Source organism: Pseudonocardia kongjuensis, from assembly GCF_039526905.1.
Classification (GTDB): domain Bacteria; phylum Actinomycetota; class Actinomycetes; order Mycobacteriales; family Pseudonocardiaceae; genus Pseudonocardia; species Pseudonocardia kongjuensis.
In genome coordinates this window covers 127,265-145,899 of the sequence record NZ_BAAAJK010000001.1, presented here as the reverse complement: position 1 = coordinate 145,899, position 18,635 = coordinate 127,265, and the positions used below count along the sequence as shown (strand labels likewise).

Sequence of the window (18,635 nt, the reverse complement as noted above, 5' to 3'; positions counted from 1 at the left end):
GGGTTCGGGGACGACGGGGGCCTCCTGATGGGACGGTCCCGGACCGGCCGGCCACCAGGGGCGGGGCCCGGTCCTGTCCCGATCGCACCCGATCACCGCCGGGCGGTGTCCGATCGCACACCGCCCGGCAACACGACGGACAACCGGGTTCACACCCGCGTGACCGCACGCGCCTAGCGTCACGGCGTGCTCGCCGGACCGGACGAACCGCTCATCGTGGTGCGGGACGTGCTGGGCTGGGCGCCCGGGCTGCGGCTGGTCGGTGCGGAGACCGGTCTGGACCGCCCGGTGCGCTGGGCGCAGGCCACCGACCTGCCCGATCCGTCCCCCTACCTGCGCGGCTCGGAGCTGGTGCTGGTGACCGGGCTGTCGATGGTCGACGCCGCCGCCTGCCGGGCGTTCGTCGCCGCGCTGGCGCCGACCCGGCCGGCGGCGATCGGGTACGCGATCGGCGTCGTGCACGCGAGCGCGCCGCCGGTGCTCGTGCGCGAGGCGAACCGGCGCGGCATCCCGGTCTTCGAGATCCCGACCGACGTGCCGTTCATCCACTTCACCGAGCAGCTGTCCCGGGAGCGGATGGCCCACCAGGAGCGCAGCCAGAACGGGCACCTGGTGGAGCTGGTGCGGCTCGGCCGGGCCGGTCCCGAGGTGCTGCTGCAGCGGGCCCCGGGGCTGGACGGCGACCACCGGGCGCTGCAGGTCAGCGTGCACGCCCGGGGATCGGCGCCCGGCCCGGCGGTGTCGGCGTCCGGCCGGACGCTGGTGGCCGATCTCGGCGACCGCATCGTCGTGCTGCACCGGGCCGGGGAGCCGCCGCCGGCCGCGGCGGGCCCGGCCGAGGGGACCAGCGGGCCGGGCCGGCCGTCGGACCTGCCGCGGCTGCTCGCGCAGGCGGTCGCCGCGTTCGATCTCGCCCGGTCCCGGGGCCGCCCGGCCACCGCGGCGGATCTCGCCTCGCTCGACTCGCTGGCCCGCTGCCTGCCGGCGGCCTACCTGCAGCCGTTCCACGAGCACCTGTGGGAGCCGCTGGCCCGGCACGACCGGGTGCACGGCACCGAGCTGCTGGCGACGGTCCGCACCCTGGTCGCCTGCGCGGGCTCGGTCCGCGAGTGCGGCAGGCGGATGTACCTGCACCCGAACTCGGTGCGCAAGCGGATCGGCCGGATCCGGGCGGTGACCGGGCGGGACCCGGCCGATCCGGCCGATCTCGCGGCGCTGACGGTCGCGCTCACCTACGCCGAGGGCCCGGCCGCGCGGGCCTGACCGGCGCGGCGTCAGAAGAAGGTGCCGGACCAGGGCGCCGGGCCGGGCACCGCGAACAGCGCGTCCGCGGTGGCCCCGGCTCCCGCCGTGTGCTCGGTCCAGCGGCCGGCCGCGACCAGCGCGGACGGCGGCCGGTCGCCCAGGAACGCCTGCGCGAGCGACTCCAGGCCGCACTCCAGGTCCGGCAGGGCACCGCCGGCGGCGACGGCACCGTCCGGGCCGAGCCGCCAGGTGCCCGCGTCGTCGAACAGCGGATCGTGCAGCCGGAGCACCACCGGGTCGCCGTCGCCCCAGCTGCGGGCGCCGAGCGCGGCCGGCACGTCGACGATCCGGAGCCACAGATCGTCGCCGCGGCCGACGATCCGGTGCAGCCGCGGATCGGCCAGCATCAGGTCGAGGTCCTCGTCGCGCGGCCGGGCCCAGGCGAGCACCCCGGTGGACAGGTCGATCCCGGTGAGGAACCGCCACAGCCCCGACGTCGCCGACGGCGAGCCGGCCCACAGGTCGTGCACGACGATCTCGTCCTCGCCGAACCGCTTCCCGTCCCGCACGCCCCACACGACGAACCCGTCGTCGCCGTCCGGGCCGGTGTGCACGGCGATGCCCCGGTACTCGGCGGCCGACTCGCCGCCGGGGTCGATCCCGCGCCGCCACCACCGGGCGTTGCGGGTGATCGCGCCGGGCCGCGACCCGGCGAGCCGGTCCTGCAGCTCGGGCAGGAGCTTGCCGGCCTCGGTCGCGCCGAGCATCCGGACCCGGCCCGGCGCCGGGGCGTCCGGCCGCCACTGCGGGCGGGCGGCGACCTGCACGTGGTTGCCGCGGGAGGCGATGCCGTAGCCGAACCGGCCGTAGATCGCGGCCTCGCTGGCCCGCAGCACGGCGGCGGCGTCGCCGCGGTCCCGGGCGGCGCCCAGCTGGGTGCGCATCAGCGCGGTGAGCCGGCCGGCCCGGGTGTGGTCGGCGCGGACACCGACCGCGCTGACCGCGGCCGCGTCGATCCGGCCGCCGCCGGGCAGGGTCAGCCGGGACGGGAAGGAGAACGCGCTGCCGACCAGCTCGCCGTCGGCGCCGCGCACCCCCAGCCAGTGCTCGTCCGGCGACTGGCCGTGCGACTCCCAGTCGGCCTCCGGGACCGGGCCGCGGTGCAGGGTCCGGCGGAACACCTCGTAGGCGGCGCGCCGGTCGGCGGGATCGGTCAGGACTGCCACGTCGTGCTCTGCGCTCACGTCCGCCGAGCCTTCCGGGTGCCGCGGCGGGCCGCCACCCGATTCCGGTCAGACCCGGTTGACCTGGTAGTCGCCCTCGTCGGAGGTGACCAGGCCCGGGACCTCGACCTGCTCGCCGTCCACCACCGCCTGGCAGGAGAACGCCGTCCCGGCCGACACGACGACGTCGTCCGGGCACTGCACGGCGCCGACCTCGAGCCCGTAGTCCTCGGTGAGGACCTGGTTGACGCCCGCCTGCAGCGCGGTCTGGTCGAGCTGGCGGGTGATCGCCCAGGCCGGCCAGACGAACGCGGACAGCGCCAGCACGGCGACCAGCAGCACGGCGCCGCCGGCCAGGATCCAGGTGCGGGTGCCGGACGGACGCTGCACCTTCTCCGGCGGCGCCCACGGCTGGTCGGCGCCCCAGCCACCGTCGGCGGGTTGCGCGGTCGTGGTGTCCCCGGCCCAGGCCGACGACGGGGACGACGCCGGCACCGCGTCGGTCGGCTCCTCGGCCGCCCGGCGCCTGCGGCGGCGCCCGGTCGGGACGGCCCAGGTGTCGTCCTGGGCCTGCGGTGCCTCGTCGCCCCAGGGCGCGCCGTCCTGCTGCGCGCCCGCCGGGTCCCCGGCGCCGGGATCCCGCTGCGGCGCGGCGCCCCAGCCGCCACCGGCGTCCTGCGGTGTGCCCGCCCAGCCACCGGCGGCGTCGTCCTGCTGGGTGCCGGCCCAGCCGCCGGCGCCGTCCTGCCGGGTACCCGCCCAGCCACCGGCGTCCTGCTGCGCCCATCCGCCGGTGTCCGCCTGCCGGGCCCGGTCCTCGTCGCCGTCCCACCCGGGTGCCCAGGCCCCGGTCGACTCCGGGTCGGCACCCCACCCGCCCGGCGGCGGGGTGCCCCACGCCGGGATCTCCCCCGTCTGCTCGGTGGCGTCCGCGTCGTCCGCGCCACGCCGCTCCGGTCCCTGCGGGTTGCTCATCGCCGACCTCTCGCCCGTCCGTCGTCCGCCCGGAGATGTCGCACCGGGCGCCTCATTCCATGCCCGCCGCGACGACGCCGCGGCGCACCGCACCGGACGCCCGGTGCGCGGCCCGCCCGACGCCGCTCGACCGGCCGGCGACGCCGGCGATCTGGTCGAGCAGGTCGAGCACCTGTCGGGCCCAGCGTACGAAGTCGCCCGCGGACAGCTCGTGCCCGTTCCGTTCGGCGGCCTCCAGAACCTGTGCGAGGGACTCCCCGCGCGCCCAGCGGTGCATCGGCCAGGCGAACGCCAGGTCGGGGGCACGGGTGCGTTCCGCCTTGTGCCGGCGCTGGTCGGCGTCCAGCTCGTCCCACAGCGCGACGGTCCGCTCCAGCGCGTCGGCCACCGGCCCGGCGGGCAGCCGCGGCATCGGCGCGTCGTCCCGGCGGGACTCGTACACCAGCGCCGAGACCACCGCGGCCAGCTCGTCGGGTTCGAGACCGTCCCACACGCCGTGCCGCAGGCACTCCGCGGCGAGCAGGTCCGACTCGCCCCACAGCCGGGCGAGCACCCGGCCGTGCGCGGTCACCTCGTCCTCGCCGGGCCCGGCCTCGTCGGCCGGGACCAGGTAGCCGCGCTCGGACAGCAGCGCCCGGATCCGGTCGAACGCCCGCGCCAGCGAGTTCGTGGTCGCCCGGACCTTCTGCCGCAGCGACTCCGTCTCCCGCTCCAGCCGCTGGTGCCGCTCGGCCCACCGGGCGTGCGCCTCCCGGTCGTCGCAGCCGTGGCAGGGGTGCACGCGCAGCGCCCGGCGCAGCGTGACCAGCTCCGGATCGTCCTGCGCGCCGTGCCTGCCGCGGCGGCCGCCGCCGTCCGGCGGGCGGATGCGCGAGTTCCGCAGCGACGACGCGAGGTCCCGGCGGACCTGCGGGGACCGGTGCTCGACCCGCTTCGGCAGCTTGATCCGGCCCAGCACCTCGACCGCCGCCGGGAAGTCGGCCGCGGACAGCCGACCCGCCCAGCGGTCCTCGGTGCAGACCAGCGGCCGCGGCTCGGGATCGTCGCGGCCGTTCGCCGACACCGCGCCCACGCCCGGGTCGAGCACGACCGCGATCCCGGCCCGCCTGCCGGACGGGACGGCGATCACGTCGCCGGGGCGCAGCTCGCGCAGCGACTCGGCGGTCTCCTCCCGGGCGACCGCGGTGTTCTGCCTGCGCAGCGACTTCTCCCGCTCGGAGATCCGCCTGCGCAGCTCCGCGTACTCGGCGAAGTCACCGAGATGGCAGGTCATCGACTCCCGGTAGCCGGCCAGCGCCTCGGTGTTGCGGTCGATCCGGCGGGCCAGGCCGACCACCGAGCGGTCCGCCTGGAACTGGCCGAACGAGCGTTCCAGCAGCTCGCGGGCGGCGTCGGTGCCCAGCCGGCCGACCAGGTTGACCGACATGTTGTAGACCGGGCGGAACGAGCTGTGCAGCGGGTAGGTCCGGGTGGACGCGAGCCCGGCGACCTGCTCCGGGTCCATCCCGGGCGTCCACAGCACGACCGCGTGCCCCTCGACGTCGATCCCGCGCCGCCCGGCCCGGCCGGTGAGCTGGGTGTACTCCCCCGGCGTCAGGTCGACGTGCGCCTCGCCGTTGAACTTGACCAGCCGCTCCAGCACCACCGTGCGGGCCGGCATGTTGATGCCCAGCGCCAGCGTCTCGGTGGCGAACACGCACCGCACCAGGCCGGCGACGAACAGCTCCTCGACGGTCTCCTTGAACGCGGGCAGCATGCCGGCGTGGTGCGCGGCGACGCCGCGTTCGAGCGCCTCCCGCCACTCCCAGTACCCCAGCACGCCCAGGTCGGCCTGCGGGAGGTCGCCGGTGTGCTTCTCGACGATCCGGCGGATCTCGTCGACCTCGTCCGGCTCGGTGAGCCGGATCCCGGCCCGCACGCACTGCCCGACGGCGGCGTCGCACCCGGCCCGGGAGAACACGAACGTGATCGCCGGGAGCAGCCCCTCCCGGTCCAGCCGGTCGATCACCTGGACCCGGGACGGCGGCCGGAACCCGCCGGGCCGGCCGGGGCCGCCCGGCCGCGGCCCGCGGCCGACGACGGCGGTCGCGTCGGTGCGCGCGTCGCGCCCGCCGCGGGTGCGGTTGCGGTCCCGCGGGCCGCCGCGGCCGCGCCGGCCGCCGCGGCGCGGGCCGCGGTCGGCGGCGCGGTCGGCGGCCCGCGATCCGGCGAAGTCCCGGCGCTGCATCTCGCGGGTGTAGCGCACGAGATCCGGATCGACGACCAGCTCGGCCGCGCCGTCGCCGGGCCGCCGCCGCTCGCCGAACAGGTCGAACAGCCGGTTGCCGACCATCATGTGCTGCCACAGCGGGACCGGCCGGTGCTCGTCGACGACGACGGTGGTGTCCCCGCGGACCTCGACCAGCCAGTCGCCGAACTCCTCGGCGTTGCTCACCGTCGCGGACAGCCCGACCACGGCGACGTGCTCGGGCAGCTGGAGGATGACCTCCTCCCAGACCGCGCCGCGGAAGCGGTCGGCGAGGTAGTGCACCTCGTCCATGACGACGTAGCCGAGATGGTCGAGCCTGCGGTTCGCCGCGGCGTCGGAGTCGGCGTAGATCATGTTCCGGAGCACCTCGGTGGTCATGACGACCACCTGCGCGTCCCCGTTGACGGCGGTGTCACCGGTCAGCAGACCGACCGCGTCGGCGCCGTAGCGGTCGACGAGATCGGCGTACTTCTGGTTGGACAGCGCCTTGATCGGGGTGGTGTAGAAGCACTTGCGGCCCTCGGTGAGCGCCAGGTGCACGGCAAACTCGCCGGCGACCGTCTTCCCGGCGCCGGTGGGCGCGCACAGCAGCACGCCGTGCCCGTCCTCCAGGGCCTCGCACGCCTCCCGCTGGAAGCCGTCCAGCTCGAACGGCAGCAGACCGGTGAACTCGGCGAGCCGCGGATGCGCGGCCCTCGCCTTTGCCGCCGCGTAGGCGGCGGCCGGGTCGCTGCTCCCTGCACGGGTACTCACGGCCCCAGGCTGTCACACACCCCCGACGGTGTGCCGGGACACCGCCGGTGCGGAGACGGCGGTCACGCGTCCTGCGCGAACTCCGGCTCCACGATGTCGGAGTTGATCTCGGTCCCGTGGTGCTCACCACGGCAGATCGCGGCCATCAGGCCGTCCTTCTCGATGTCGAACACGTGCAGCGGCAGGCCGTGGTCGCGGGCCAGGATGAACGCGGTCTGGTCCATCACCGCGAGCCGGCGGGAGAGCACCTCGTCGTAGGGCAGCCGCTCGTAGCGGCGGGCGTCGGAGTCCTTGCGCGGATCGGTGTCGTAGACGCCGTCGACGCCGTGCTTGGCGACGAGCAGGGCGTCCGCGCCGATCTCCAGCGCCCGCTGCACGCTCGGGTAGTCGGTGGTGATGAAGGGCTGCCCGTTCCCGCCGGAGAAGATCAGGATGGCGTCCTTGTCCAGGTGCCGCTTGGCGCGCAGCCGCAGGAACGGCTCGGCGACCGCGTTGATCGGGATCGCGGTCATCACCCGGACGTTGTCCTCGCCGCCGGCGGAGAGCTTGCCGCGCAGCAGCAGGCTGTTGATGACGGTGCCGAGCATGCCGATGTTGTCGGCCTCGACGCGGTCGATGCCCCAGGAGTCGGAGCGGTTCCCGCGGAACACGTTGCCGCCGCCGACGACCACGGCGATCTGCACGCCCAGCGCGCGGACCTGCTGGATCTGGGACGCCAGGTGGGTCAGCGCGGGGGCCGAGAAGCCGAAGCCGTCGTCACCGGCCATCGCCTGCCCGCTGAGCTTGATGACCACCCGGTTGTACTTCATGCGCCCCGACCCACTCCTCGCCTGTCCTGCCCGCCGATCCCGGTCCGGGACGAGCCTACGGACGTGTCCGCGACCACCCGCGGTGCGGGGGGACACGGTGCGGAGGGCTCAGGTGATGTCGTCGTAGCCGGGGGCCGGATCGTCACGGCGCTGCTGCGGCGGCGTCGGGTCCGGCGGGCGGGTCGCCACCGGCGGCGCGGCGGTCCGGGTGCTGCCCGCGGCGTCGGACGGCTCGTCGATCCGGGACGGCCCGTCGAGCCGGGACGGCGTGGTGTCGATCTGCGACGGGGTGTCCGGGTCGAGCCCGTCCCAGCCCTCCTCGACCCGCCTGCGGGCCTTGCGGCGGTCGTTGAACCGGCAGATCTGGATCGCGCCCTCGAACAGCAGCGTCAGCGCGAACGCCAGCGCGAGCATCGAGATCGGGTCCTGCCCGGGCGTCGCGATCGCGGCGAACACGAACAGGCCGAAGACCAGGCCGCGGCGGGCCTTCGCCAGCGCCGCGTAGGTGACCACCCCGGCGGCGTTGAGCGCCACCACGACCAGCGGGATCAGGAAGCTGACGCCGAAGATGACGATCAGGTTGACGACCAGCGAGAAGTACGACGAGCCGGTCAGCGCCGTCGTCTGGATCTCGCTACCGATGGTCAGCAGGAAGCCGAGCGCCTGCGGGATGATCAGGTAGGCGAGCACGGCGCCGGTGACGAACAGCAACGCCGCCACCGAGACGAAGCTCAGCGCGTAGCGGCGCTCCTTCTTCAGCAGCCCCGGCGTGATGAAGCCCCAGAACTGGTAGAGCCAGATCGGGCAGGCCAGGATCACCCCGGCCGTCGCGCCGACCTTCAGCCGCAGCATGAACTGGTCGAACGGTGTCGTGCCGAGCAGCGTGCACGAGTTCGGGTCGGCGTTGAACGACGCCCGCGAGGTCGCCGGGAGCGAGCAGTACGGCTCCTTGAGCAGCTCGCCCAGGCTGGACCAGCCGAAGAACGACACCTCGAACCAGATGTAGCCGAACACCGTAGTCACCGCGATCGCGGCGAGCGAGATCCCGAGCCGGTTGCGCAGCTCGTAGAGATGCTCGATCAGCGTCATGGTCCCGTCGGGATTGACGGTGCGCTTCCGACGGAACGGCGACTTCACGGCGCTGGATACCTCAGTTCGTGGAACCCGCGCCGCGGTCCTGCGGCTGCTGCGGGGCCGGCTCGGCCTGGCGCTGCGGGGCCGAGGCGGCCGGCAGCTCCTGCGGGGCAGGCGCCTCGGCGGCCTTGTCCGATCCCGCCGCCTGCGAACGGGCGTCGTCGTCCTTCAGACCCTTCATCTCACCCTTGAACACGCGGGCGGACTGGCCGACCGAACGCGCCATCTCGGGGAGCTTCTTCGCGCCGAACAGCAGCAGCAGCACCGCGATGATGATGAGCCACTCGTAGCCACCGGGCATGGTGTCAACCTCCGTCGATCTCGACCTGGCCGAGTCTACGCACGGCACCTGTGCCGTCCCTGTGTGCCCGGCATGAACCAAGCGATCGTCATCGCGAGTTCACGTTCCCGCGACGAAGCCGAACGTGATCGTACTGTCACGCTCCGTCAGTCATCGCGAGGGCCTCCCGGGCGCGCTCGCGCACCGCCGTGGCCAGCTCGGCGGGCTCGACGATCCGGGCCCGCCCGCCCAGCCCCAGCACCAGCCGGACCAGCCAGTCCGGGTCGGCGAACCGGATCAGCACGCGCAGCACACCGCCGGGCCCGGGCGCCGGGCCGTCGGCGCCCGGCTCCGGGGCCCGCACGTCGTCCACCGGGTAGTACTCGGCCACCCAGTGCGCCTGCGGGTCCAGCTCCAGCACCGCGTGCCGGTGCTCCGAGCGCGGGCTGAACAGGCCGTGCGTGACGTCGGTCGGTTCGGCCTCCGGGTGCGGGCGGGCCGGCTCCGGGAGCTCCTCGGCCTGCTCGACCCGGTCCAGCCGGAACATCCGGACGCCCGCCGCCCGCCGGCACCACGCCTCCAGGTAGCCGCGGCCCTCGGCGACGACCAGCCGCATCGGGTCCACGTCGCGCCGCGACACCGCGTCCCGGCCCGCGGTGAAGTAGACGATGCGCAGGGCGCGCCCGCGGTCCAGCGCGCCCCGGACGACCGCGGTGGTCTCCCGGTCCGCGGTCCCGGACTCGACGCTCACCACGCCGGCCCGCTCCCCCGCCGTCCCGACCGCGGCCTCGATCTTGCCGATCGCCCGCGCGACGGCGTCCGAGTCGACCACGCCCGGCGCCTGGTGCAGCTCCCGCAGCGCGACCAGCAGCGCCGTCGCCTCGCTGGTGGTGAGCCGCAGCGGCCGGGTCAGGCCCGCGTCGAACACGACGTCCACGGTGTCCCCGGCGAACGACAGGTCGACCAGGTCCCCGGGGCCGTAGCCGGGGAGCCCGCACATCCAGAGCAGCTCCAGGTCGCGGCGCAACTGCTTCTCGTCGACGCCGAAGTCGGCGGCCGCCTCGGCGACCGGCACGCCGGGCCGGGCCCGCAGGTAGGGCACCAGCGACAGCAGCCGGGGCAGCCGCTGCGCGACGCCGTGCCGGGTCACCGGGCGGCCCCGGTCGCGAGGTCCGCGGCGCCCGCCCACAGCGCGCGGACCGCACCGGCCAGCTCCGGCGGGTCCAGCACGGCGACGTCCGGCCCGTGCCCGGCCAGCCAGCGGGCGACCGTCTCCCGGTCCCGCACGTCCAGCTCGATCTCGATCCCGGCGCGCCCGACGTGCTCGGCCGGGCCGATCTCGCGGCCCAGCCGGCGCAGCCCGGCGGCCCGGCCACCGGCCACCCAGACCCGCGCCGTGCCCGAGACCGGCGGCGGCCCCGCGGAGCGGCGCACGATCTCCCGCAGGTCGATCCCGTCCGGCACCCGCACCGCGCCCTCCGGCCCGGTCGTCCGGATCTCGCCGTGGATCCGGGACAGCCGGAAGCAGCGCACGTCGTCCCGGCCGCGGTCGTGCCCCACCAGGTACCAGCGGCCGCGGAAGGAGACCACCCCCCAGGGCTCCACCTCGCGCAGGACCGGCTCGCCGGCCGGCCCGCCGCGGCGGTGCGCGAACCGCACCGCGCGCCCGGTCCGGGTCGCCGCCAGCAGCGGCGCGAGCGCCGGTTCGCCGGCGTGCAGGCCGGTCCGGACGGTCGCCGCCGGGTTCTCCGCGACCTCCACCCCGGCCGCCCGCAGCTTCACCAGCGCCCCGTGCGCGGCACCGGCCAGCTCCGGGGAGTCCCACAGGTTCCCGGCCAGCGCCACCACGGTCGCCTCGTCCGGCGTCAGCTCGATCTCGCCCAGCTCGTAGTCGGCGCGCGCGATCCGGTAGCCCTCGACGGTGTCGAAGACCGAGTTCTGCCCGGTCTCCAGCGGCACGCCCAGCTCGCGCAGCTCCGCCTTGTCCCGCTCGAACATCCGGAAGAACGCCTCGTCGCTCGCCGCCTCGGCGTAGCCCGGCACGGTCGCCCGGATCCGTTCCGCGGACAGGAACTGGCGCGTCGACATCAGGCAGAGCACCAGGTTCACCAGTCGCTCGGCGCGGGCGGAGGACACCCCGGCATCGTATCCGCGTGCACCGGCCCGCACCGGGCGCCCCGGACACACCGGACCGGGCGCGACCGGGTGTCTCATCCTGCGACAGGGCTGTTGACGGCCCTGCGCGTTGGGGAAAGGCTCGTCGGCGGCGACGACGCCGGACGTGGAGGTGGCCCCGTGACGCCCGACCAGGAGACGTACAACCCGTGGACCGTGGTGAACCTGGTGTTCCACCATCTCGCCGAACAGGGGCTGCACCCGGTCCTCGGCGAGACCGGTGACCCGGCGGCCGCGGCGACCGGGCTGCTGCGCGCGATGGGGATCGCACCGGCCCCGGAGAAGGCCGGCCCCGCGGACCCGGAGGTGCAGGACGAGCTGGCCGAGCTCCGGCGGAGGATCATGCCCGGCATCGAGTGAGCCGTCCGCGTGATCTAGGTTCCGCTGCGCACCGGTCGCGGCGGGACGGGCCCCCGCGCCGAGCGACGGCGGAGGGGGCGGGATGGAGCAGACCGAGCGCGAGATCGTCCAGCAGCAGCTCGAGGAGCTGCACCAGGTCGTCGGCCGCCCCGGCGGCATCCCGGACGGCCGGGTGGTCTCCTACTACCCGCCGTCGATGGCGGCCCGCGCCGACGTGTTCGGCCTGGCCGCCACCGACGTCGACGGCACCCAGTGGCAGGTCGGCGACGCCGACGTCCGGTTCCCGCTGCACTCCATCTCGAAGGTCTTCACCTACGGACTCGCCCTGGAGGACAACGGCCGCGAGGAGGTCATGCTCCGGGTCGGCGTGGAGCCCTCCGGCGACCCGTTCAACTCGATCAGCTTCGACGAGGTCAACAACCGCCCGTTCAACCCCATGATCAACGCCGGGGCGCTGGTCGCGGTGAACCTCGTGCACGGCTCGACCAAGGAGGAGAAGGTCGAGCGGCTGCTCACCCGGCTGCGGATCTACGCCGGGAACCCCGATCTCACCGTGGACGAGGACATCCTCGCCGAGCAGCTCGTCTCCAACGACCGCAACGTCTCGCTGTCCTACCTCATGCGCAGCCTCGGCATGCTGCACGGCAACATCGAGGACAACCTCTACGTGTACCTGGCGGCCTGCTCGGTGTGCGTCAGCAGCGTCGAGCTCTCGACGATGGCCGCCACCATCGCCCGCGGCGGCGCGAACCCGTTCACCGGCGTCCCGGCGCTGCCCCGCACCTACACCCGCGACGTGCTCAGCGTGATGAGCATGTGCGGCATGTACGACGCCGCCGGGCAGTGGCACTACGACGTCGGCATCCCGGCCAAGTCCAGCGTGTCCGGCGCGATCCTGGCCGTCATCCCGGACGCCATCGGGGTCGGCGTGCACTCCCCCGGCCTGGACCGGCACGGCAACTCGGCCCGCGGGGTCGCGGTGTGCCGGGCACTGTCGGACCGGTTCGGGCTGCACGTGTTCGCCGATCCGTCGGAGTCCCGGCTGGGCCGGATCGTGCGGCCCGGCCGGCGGGACGACGCCACCGAGATGTACCCGTCCGGGGACGGCTGGCTGCCGGAGGGGCTGTAGCGCGGACCGGCCGCCGGACCTCTACGTTGCGGTGGTCCACATCGTCGACGGGGAGGGACGACATGGTCGCCCAGAAGGAACGCGAGCTGGTCCAGGAGCAGCTCGAGGACCTGCGCAACACCTGCACCGCGGGCCGGGGGAGCCTGCTGCCCGGTGAGGAGGTCGTCAGCTACTACCCGGCCGAGATGGAGGCCCGCGCCGACGAGTTCGGGCTCGCCGGGACCAACGTCGACGGTACCCAGTGGCGGGTCGGCGACTGCGACATCCGGTTCCCGCTGCACTCGATCTCCAAGGTGTTCACCTACGGGCTGGCCCTGGAGGACAACGGCCTGGACGCCACCCTCGACGCGGTCGGCGTCGAGCCCTCCGGGGACCCGTTCAACTCCATCACCTTCGACGACGTGCACAACCGCCCGTTCAACCCCATGATCAACGCGGGCGCGCTGGTCGCGGCGAACCTGGTCAAGGGGTCGTCGAAGGAGGAGCGGGTCGAGCGGCTGCTGGAGCGCTACCGGGCCTACACGGGCAACCCGGAACTCGTCGTCGACCAGCAGATCCTGGACGAGCAGCTGGTCTCCAACGACCGCAACCTCGGCCTGTCCTACCTGATGCGCAGCCTCGGCATGCTGCACGGCGACATCGACGACAACCTGTTCGTCTACCTGTCGGCCTGCTCGATCACGGTCACCACGCCGGAGCTGTCGGTGATGGCGGCGACCCTGGCCAACGGCGGCGTCAATCCGCTGACCGGCGAGACGGCGCTGCACCGCGAGCACCTGCGCACGGTGATCAGCGTGATGAGCATGTGCGGCATGTACGACGCCGCCGGCGAGTGGGCGCACGACGTCGGCATCCCGGCGAAGAGCGGGGTGTCCGGCGGGATCATGGGGACCCTGCCGCGGTACTTCGGCCTGGGCGTCTACTCCCCCGGGCTGGACCGGCACGGCAACTCGGTGCGCGGCGTGGCCGTCTGCCGTGAGCTGTCCCGCCGGTTCGGCCTGCACGTGTTCGCCGATCCGTCGGAGTCCCGCTTCGGGCGGGTCGCCCAGCCGGACAGCATCCAGTCCTGAACCCTGCTGCGGGTGGCCGCCGCGGCGGCCACCCGCAGCGCGGCTACAGCGAGGCGATCAGCCGGTCCACCCGCTCGTCGACGGCCCGGAACGGGTCCTTGCACAGCACGGTCCGCTGGGCCTGGTCGTTGAGCTTCAGGTGCACCCAGTCGACGGTGAAGTCGCGGCCGGCGGCCTGGGCGGCGGCGATGAAGTCGCCGCGCAGCTTGGCCCGGGTGGACTGCGGCGGGGTGTCCTTGGCGGCCTCGATCTCGCCGTCGTCGGTCACCCGGTCCACCAGGTCCTTGCGCTGGAGCATGTCGAACAGCCCGCGGCCGCGCCGCACGTCGTGGTAGGCCAGGTCGAGCTGGGCGATCCGGGCGCTGGACAGCTCCATGTCGTGCTTGTTGCGGTACCGCTCGACCAGCCGGTGCTTGATCGCCCAGTCGATCTCGCGGTCGATCAGTGAGAGGTCCTGCTGCTCGACCGCGTCCAGCGTGCGGCCCCAGAGCTCGACGACCCGCTCCATCACCTTGTCCTCGTGCCCGCGGCTCTGCAGGTACTCGACGGCGCGGGCGTGGTACTCGCGCTGGATGTCCAGCGCGCTGGCCTCCCGGCCGCCGGCCATCCGGACCGGGCGGCGGCCGGTCAGGTCGTGGCTGATCTCCCGGATCGCCCGGATCGGGTTGTCCAGGGTGAAGTCCCGGAACTGGACGCCCGCCTCGATCATCTCCAGCACCAGGGTCGCCGATCCCACCTTGAGCAGGGTCGTGACCTCGGACATGTTCGAGTCGCCGACGATGACGTGCAGCCTGCGGTAGCGCTCGGCGTCGGCGTGCGGCTCGTCGCGGGTGTTGATGATCGGGCGGGACCGGGTGGTCGCCGAGGAGACGCCCTCCCAGATGTGCTCGGCCCGCTGGGACAGGCAGTACACCGCGCCGCGCGGGGTCTGCAGCACCTTCCCGGCGCCGCAGATCAGCTGCCGGGTGACCAGGAACGGCAGCAGCACGTCGGCGATCCGGGAGAACTCGCCCTGCCGGGCGACCAGGTAGTTCTCGTGGCAGCCGTAGGAGTTGCCGGCCGAGTCGGTGTTGTTCTTGAACAGGTAGATGTCACCGCCGATGCCCTCGTCGACCAGCCGGCGCTCGGCGTCGACCAGGAGGTCCTCGAGGATGCGTTCGCCCGCCTTGTCGTGCGCGACGAGCTGGGTCAGCGAGTCGCACTCGGCGGTGGCGTACTCGGGATGGGAACCGACGTCGAGGTAGAGACGGGCACCGTTGCGGAGGAAGACGTTGGAGGAACGGCCCCACGACACGACCCGCCGGAACAGGTAGCGAGCCACCTCGTCCGGGGACAGACGGCGCTGCCCGTGGAAGGTGCACGTGACACCGAACTCCGTCTCGATCCCGAAGATCCGACGCTGCATGCCCTTCAGGGTAGGCGCCCGACCCCCTCTACTGTCAGTGTTGTGAGCGGATGGTTCGAGCGCGTCGCACGTCGGTCCCGCCGGGTGGACGGGGGTATCGCGACGGTCTCGCAGGTCGACCAGGGCATCACCGATTTCATCGCGAGCCGTCCGCCGAGCCGGGTGGACACCACGCTGCGCCGTCTCACCCGGTCGGCCGATCACAGCCTGCTGTGGTTCGCGGTCGCCGGGATCCTGGCGGCGCGGCGCGGGGCGAGCCGCAAGGCGGCGCTGCGCGGCGTCGCGTCGATCGCGCTGACCAGCCTCACCGCGAACGCGGTCCTCAAGCCGCTGCTGCCCCGGCGCCGGCCGGCCGCGGCCGGGCTCCCGGTGTACCGGACGGTGAGCGACCCGCCGTCGTCGTCGTCGTTCCCGTCCGGGCACGCGGCGTCGGCCGCCGCGTTCGCCACCGCCGTGGTGCTGGAGCACCGGCGGGCTGCGCCGGTGGTGGTGCCGCTGGCCGCGCTGGTCGGCTGGTCGCGGGTGCACGTCGGGGTGCACTGGACCTCCGACGTGCTGGCCGGTGCCGCCGTCGGGACCGGCGTCGCGCAGCTGACCCGCCGCTGGTGGCCGGTCCGGCCGAGCGACGAGGCGCGGGCCCGGCCGATCGACACGGTGCCGGTGCTGCCGCACGGCGACGGCCTGGTCATCGTGTCCAACCCGTTCTCCGGGCCGCCCGACCACGACGTCTCCGACGAGGTCCGGCAGCGGCTGCCCGCCGCGCACCATCTCGTCGTCGGTGACGGGGTGAAGGTCGAGGACATGCTGGAGGACGCGATCGCGCAGCGCGGGCAGTGGGTGCGCGCGGTCGGCGTGGCCGGCGGGGACGGCACGGTGGCGACCGCCGCGGCGGTCGCCGACCGGTACGGGCTGCCACTGGTCGTCGTCCCGGGCGGCACGCTGAACCACTTCGCCCGTGACGTCGGCGTCTACGACACCCAGGAGGCGGTGGACGCGACCCAGGCCGGTGAGGCGGTCGCCGTCGACCTGGCACTCGTCGAGGCGCACCCGGGTCGGCTGGACGATCCGGAGGACGCCTCGGTCACCCGGACCCGCTACTTCATCAACACCGCCTCGATCGGCTCCTACCCGGAGCTGGTGCGGCTGCGCGAGCAGTGGCAGCCGCGCTACGGCAAGTGGCCTGCCTTCGCGGCGGCGCTGATCACGGTGCTGCGGCGCTCGGAGAAGATCAGCGTCAAGATCGACGACCGCTGGTACAAGGTGTGGTTCCTGTTCGTCGGCAACGGCCCCTACCACCCGCGCGGTGCCGTGCCGGCCTGGCGGCCGACGCTGGACTCGGGCCTGCTGGACATCCGCTGGCTGCGCGCCGACGTGCGGTTCTCCCGGCTGCGGGTGGTGCTGGCGCTGATCCTGGGCGCGCTCGGCCACAGCCGGGTCTACCACCAGCGCGAGGTGCCGCGCCTGGACGTGGAGCTGCTCGAGCCGAGCATGCTGGCGACCGACGGCGAGGTGGTCGAGGAGGCCGGCCGCTACACGTTCCGGGTCGCCGAGCGGCCCATCCCGGTCTACCGGCGCGACGAGGACCGCTGGACCGGCCGCGACCGCCCCTACCAGGGATGACGCCGTTGCTGCTGCGGTCGGTCCGCCCGCTGCTGCCCGGTTGCGACGGCCTCGGCGAGCCGGTGGACGTGCTGCTGTCCGGGCACCGGGTGGCCGCGGTCGGGCGCGGGCTGGAACCGGCCGGGACCGAGACCGTCGAGTGCGACGGCCGCGCGCTGCTGCCCGGGCTGTGGGACCACCACGTGCACATGGCGCAGTGGTCGCTGGCCCGGCGCCGGCTCGACCTGTCCGGGGCCCGGTCGGCCGCCCGGTGCGCCGCGCTGGTCGCCGACCGGATCGCCACGGACCCGCCGGCGCCCGGCGAGGTCCTGGTCGGCTTCGGCTTCCGGGACGCGCTGTGGCCCGACGAGGCGCACCGCTCGCTGCTCGACGCCGTGTCCCGGACCGCGGCCGGTGACGTCCCGGTCGTGCTGGTCTCCGGCGACCTGCACCAGGGCTGGCTCAACGGCGCCTCGGCGGCCCGGTTCGGGCATCCCGGCCATCCGACCGGCCGGATCCGCGAGTCCGAGTTCTTCGAGGTCACCGTCGCGCTGCAGGACGTGCCGGCCGACGTGCTCGACGGCTTCGTCGCCGAGGCCGCGCAGGCGGCGTCGGCCCGCGGGGTGGTCGGCGTCGTGGACTTCGAGGCCCCCTGGTCGCTGCCGGACTGGCAGCGGCGGATCGACGCCGGCGTGACCGGGCTGCGGGTCGAGGCGTCGGTCTGGCCGGACCGGCTGGACGCGATGATCGCGACCGGCCTGCGCTCCGGCGACGTCGTCGACGGCACCGGCGGGCTGCTGACCGCCGGACCGCTGAAGGTGATCACCGACGGGTCGCTGAACACCCGCACCGCCTACTGCTACGACCCCTATCCGGCGCCGCCCGGGGTGGTCCTCGACCATCCGTGCGGCCTGCTGGTCGTGCCGCCCGAGGAGCTGCTCCCGCTGCTGTCCCGGGCGCACGCGGCGGGTCTCACCGCCGCCCTGCACGCGATCGGGGACCACGCGAACACCCTGGTGCTGGACGCGTTCGCGGGCACCGGTGCGCACGGCCGGATCGAGCACGCCCAGCTGCTCACCGACGACGACGTGCCCCGGTTCGCCGCGCTCGGCCTGGTCGCCAGCGTGCAGCCGGAGCACGCGCTGGACGACCGGGACGTCGCCGACCGGCTGTGGGCCGGCCGCACCGGGCGGGCGTTCGCGTTCGCCTCGCTGCACCGGGCGGGCGCCCGGCTGGCACTCGGGTCGGACGCCCCGGTCGCCCCGCTCGACCCGTGGGTCGCGCTGGCCGCGGCGGTGCACCGGTCGACCGACGGGCGGGACCGCTGGCATCCCGAGCAGGAGATCGGCCGGGCCACCGCGCTCGGCGCGTCCTTCGGGGTGGTGCCCGGTTCGGTCGCGGCCGTGACCGAGGGCGCCCGCGCCGATCTCGTGCTCACCGACGCGGACCCGACCTCGTGCGACCCGGCGACGCTGCGGGCGATGCCGGTCGCCGGGACGCTGGTCGGGGGTCGCTGGACGCACCGTGCCGGGCTCTGAGGGCACGACACCACCGTCGCCCGGGCCGCAGGGACCGACCGGGCCGGGCGTGCTGGAGCGGATCGCGCTCCCCCGCGGGCCGCTGACCCTGCTCCGCCCGGCCGACCCGGACGCGGTCGGGTTCGACGCCGTCACCGTCGCCGAGGGCGTCGAGGAGCTGCACCCGCCGCACTGGGCCCGGCTGTGGCCCTCCGCCGTGGCACTCGCGACGACCGTCGACCGGGCCGGCCCGTCCCGGCTGGCCGGGCGCCGGGTGCTGGAGCTGGGCTGCGGCCTCGGGCTGCCGTCGCTGGTCGCCGCCCGGGCCGGCGCGGTGCCGGTGGTCGCGACCGACCGGTCACCCGCGGCGGTCGCCTGGACCGCCGCGAACGCGCGCCGGTCCGGGCTGCGGGTGGAGACCGCGGCCGCCTCGTTCGACGGCCGGGACCCGGTACTCGACGCCACCCGCTGGGACCTGGTGCTCGCCTCCGACGTGCTCTACGGCGCGGCCGCCGCGGCGGCGCTCACCGCGCTGCTGCCCCGGGTGACCAGCAGGCGGGCCGCGGTGTGGCTGACCGATCCCGGGCGGCCGGAGACGCCCCGCTGGCTGGCGGAGAACAAGGACCGGTGGATCGTGCGGACCCGGCCGCTCCCGGACGGGGTGGACCTGCACGTGCTGCGCCGCAGGCCCTGACCGGCCCGGCCGGTGGGCG

16 protein-coding genes are annotated in these 18,635 nt (G+C 74.7%); 7 read left to right on the top strand and 9 right to left on the bottom strand.

Going from position 1 to position 18,635, the window contains the following annotated elements; genetic code table 11:
• Positions 1 to 186: 186 nt before the first annotated feature.
• Positions 187 to 1,263 carry a PucR family transcriptional regulator gene (locus tag ABD160_RS00665; RefSeq protein ID WP_344017524.1) on the top strand — a complete coding sequence of 359 codons (1,077 nt, stop codon included), beginning with the start codon at positions 187 to 189 and terminating at the stop codon, positions 1,261 to 1,263.
• 11 nt (positions 1,264 to 1,274) lie between these two features.
• Here the strand turns inward: ABD160_RS00665 and ABD160_RS00660 are convergent, their stop codons facing one another.
• From ABD160_RS00660 to ABD160_RS00625, 8 genes are all read right to left on the bottom strand, one after another.
• On the bottom strand, positions 1,275 to 2,489 hold the full coding sequence (locus tag ABD160_RS00660; RefSeq protein ID WP_344017523.1) for a GNAT family N-acetyltransferase: 1,215 nt from the start codon (positions 2,487 to 2,489) through the stop codon (positions 1,275 to 1,277).
• Positions 2,490 to 2,537: 48 nt separating this feature from the next.
• A complete protein-coding gene (locus ABD160_RS00655) occupies positions 2,538 to 3,443 on the bottom strand; it encodes a DUF4333 domain-containing protein (protein ID WP_344017522.1) in 906 nt (301 codons plus the stop codon).
• A gap of 52 nt (positions 3,444 to 3,495) precedes the next feature.
• Positions 3,496 to 6,444 (bottom strand): DEAD/DEAH box helicase, encoded by a 2,949-nt coding sequence (locus ABD160_RS00650; protein ID WP_344017520.1) that lies wholly within the window; start codon positions 6,442 to 6,444, stop codon positions 3,496 to 3,498.
• A 62-nt stretch (positions 6,445 to 6,506) separates the two neighbouring features.
• Positions 6,507 to 7,253 carry a UMP kinase gene (gene pyrH / locus ABD160_RS00645; RefSeq protein WP_344017519.1) on the bottom strand — a complete coding sequence of 249 codons (747 nt, stop codon included), beginning with the start codon at positions 7,251 to 7,253 and terminating at the stop codon, positions 6,507 to 6,509.
• A 108-nt stretch (positions 7,254 to 7,361) separates the two neighbouring features.
• The gene (gene tatC, locus ABD160_RS00640) at positions 7,362 to 8,342 is read right to left on the bottom strand and encodes a twin-arginine translocase subunit TatC (RefSeq protein ID WP_425563567.1); all 981 of its coding nucleotides are present in this window, start codon (positions 8,340 to 8,342) and stop codon (positions 7,362 to 7,364) included.
• A gap of 61 nt (positions 8,343 to 8,403) precedes the next feature.
• Positions 8,404 to 8,688 (bottom strand): Sec-independent protein translocase subunit TatA, encoded by a 285-nt coding sequence (tatA, locus tag ABD160_RS00635; RefSeq protein WP_344017517.1) that lies wholly within the window; start codon positions 8,686 to 8,688, stop codon positions 8,404 to 8,406.
• Positions 8,689 to 8,824: 136 nt separating this feature from the next.
• Entirely contained in the window at positions 8,825 to 9,817 is a 993-nt protein-coding gene (locus ABD160_RS00630; protein ID WP_344017516.1) for a helix-turn-helix transcriptional regulator, read from the bottom strand.
• A complete protein-coding gene (locus ABD160_RS00625) occupies positions 9,814 to 10,803 on the bottom strand; it encodes a helix-turn-helix transcriptional regulator (protein WP_344017515.1) in 990 nt (329 codons plus the stop codon). The genes ABD160_RS00630 and ABD160_RS00625 overlap by 4 nt, the downstream gene beginning before the upstream one ends.
• Before the next feature lie 159 nt (positions 10,804 to 10,962).
• Between ABD160_RS00625 and ABD160_RS00620 the strand changes: the two genes are divergently transcribed.
• From ABD160_RS00620 to glsA (ABD160_RS00610), 3 genes are all read left to right on the top strand, one after another.
• A complete protein-coding gene (locus ABD160_RS00620; RefSeq protein WP_344017514.1) occupies positions 10,963 to 11,202 on the top strand; it encodes a hypothetical protein in 240 nt (79 codons plus the stop codon).
• Positions 11,203 to 11,284: 82 nt separating this feature from the next.
• Complete coding sequence (gene glsA / locus ABD160_RS00615) at positions 11,285 to 12,331, top strand: glutaminase A (RefSeq protein WP_344017513.1); 1,047 nt, start codon at positions 11,285 to 11,287, stop codon at positions 12,329 to 12,331.
• Positions 12,332 to 12,393: 62 nt separating this feature from the next.
• The gene (gene glsA, locus ABD160_RS00610) at positions 12,394 to 13,401 is read left to right on the top strand and encodes a glutaminase A (RefSeq protein WP_344017512.1); all 1,008 of its coding nucleotides are present in this window, start codon (positions 12,394 to 12,396) and stop codon (positions 13,399 to 13,401) included.
• Between the two features lie 43 nt (positions 13,402 to 13,444).
• Here the strand turns inward: glsA (ABD160_RS00610) and pafA are convergent, their stop codons facing one another.
• A complete protein-coding gene (pafA, locus tag ABD160_RS00605) occupies positions 13,445 to 14,806 on the bottom strand; it encodes a Pup--protein ligase (RefSeq protein ID WP_344017511.1) in 1,362 nt (453 codons plus the stop codon).
• Between the two features lie 42 nt (positions 14,807 to 14,848).
• Here pafA and ABD160_RS00600 point away from each other — a divergent pair, with 42 nt between their 5' ends.
• Genes ABD160_RS00600 through ABD160_RS00590 form a run of 3 tightly spaced genes read left to right on the top strand, consistent with a single transcriptional unit; the run spans position 14,849 to position 18,616 of the window.
• Positions 14,849 to 16,426, top strand: a complete 1,578-nt coding sequence (locus ABD160_RS00600; protein ID WP_344017510.1) for a bifunctional phosphatase PAP2/diacylglycerol kinase family protein — start codon at positions 14,849 to 14,851, stop codon at positions 16,424 to 16,426.
• Positions 16,423 to 17,943 (top strand): amidohydrolase, encoded by a 1,521-nt coding sequence (locus ABD160_RS00595; protein WP_344017509.1) that lies wholly within the window; start codon positions 16,423 to 16,425, stop codon positions 17,941 to 17,943. Before ABD160_RS00600 ends, ABD160_RS00595 begins: the two co-directional genes overlap by 4 nt.
• Positions 17,930 to 18,616, top strand: coding sequence for a class I SAM-dependent methyltransferase (locus tag ABD160_RS00590; RefSeq protein WP_344017508.1), 687 nt, complete (start codon positions 17,930 to 17,932; stop codon positions 18,614 to 18,616). The genes ABD160_RS00595 and ABD160_RS00590 overlap by 14 nt, the downstream gene beginning before the upstream one ends.
• Positions 18,617 to 18,635: the final 19 nt, after the last annotated feature.

What these genes read in the sequence shown, in the direction of transcription:
- ABD160_RS00655 (WP_344017522.1), bottom strand. Translation starts at nt 3,443, where the DNA reads ATGAGCAACCCGCAGGGACCGGAGCGGCGTGGCGCGGACGACGCGGAC.
- pyrH (WP_344017519.1), bottom strand. Translation starts at nt 7,253, where the DNA reads ATGAAGTACAACCGGGTGGTCATCAAGCTCAGCGGGCAGGCGATGGCC.
- tatC (WP_425563567.1), bottom strand. Translation starts at nt 8,342, where the DNA reads ATGACGCTGATCGAGCATCTCTACGAGCTGCGCAACCGGCTCGGGATC.
- tatA (WP_344017517.1), bottom strand. Translation starts at nt 8,688, where the DNA reads ATGCCCGGTGGCTACGAGTGGCTCATCATCATCGCGGTGCTGCTGCTG.
- glsA (WP_344017513.1), top strand. Translation starts at nt 11,285, where the DNA reads ATGGAGCAGACCGAGCGCGAGATCGTCCAGCAGCAGCTCGAGGAGCTG.
- glsA (WP_344017512.1), top strand. Translation starts at nt 12,394, where the DNA reads ATGGTCGCCCAGAAGGAACGCGAGCTGGTCCAGGAGCAGCTCGAGGAC.
- pafA (WP_344017511.1), bottom strand. Translation starts at nt 14,806, where the DNA reads ATGCAGCGTCGGATCTTCGGGATCGAGACGGAGTTCGGTGTCACGTGC.
- ABD160_RS00595 (WP_344017509.1), top strand. Translation starts at nt 16,423, where the DNA reads ATGACGCCGTTGCTGCTGCGGTCGGTCCGCCCGCTGCTGCCCGGTTGC.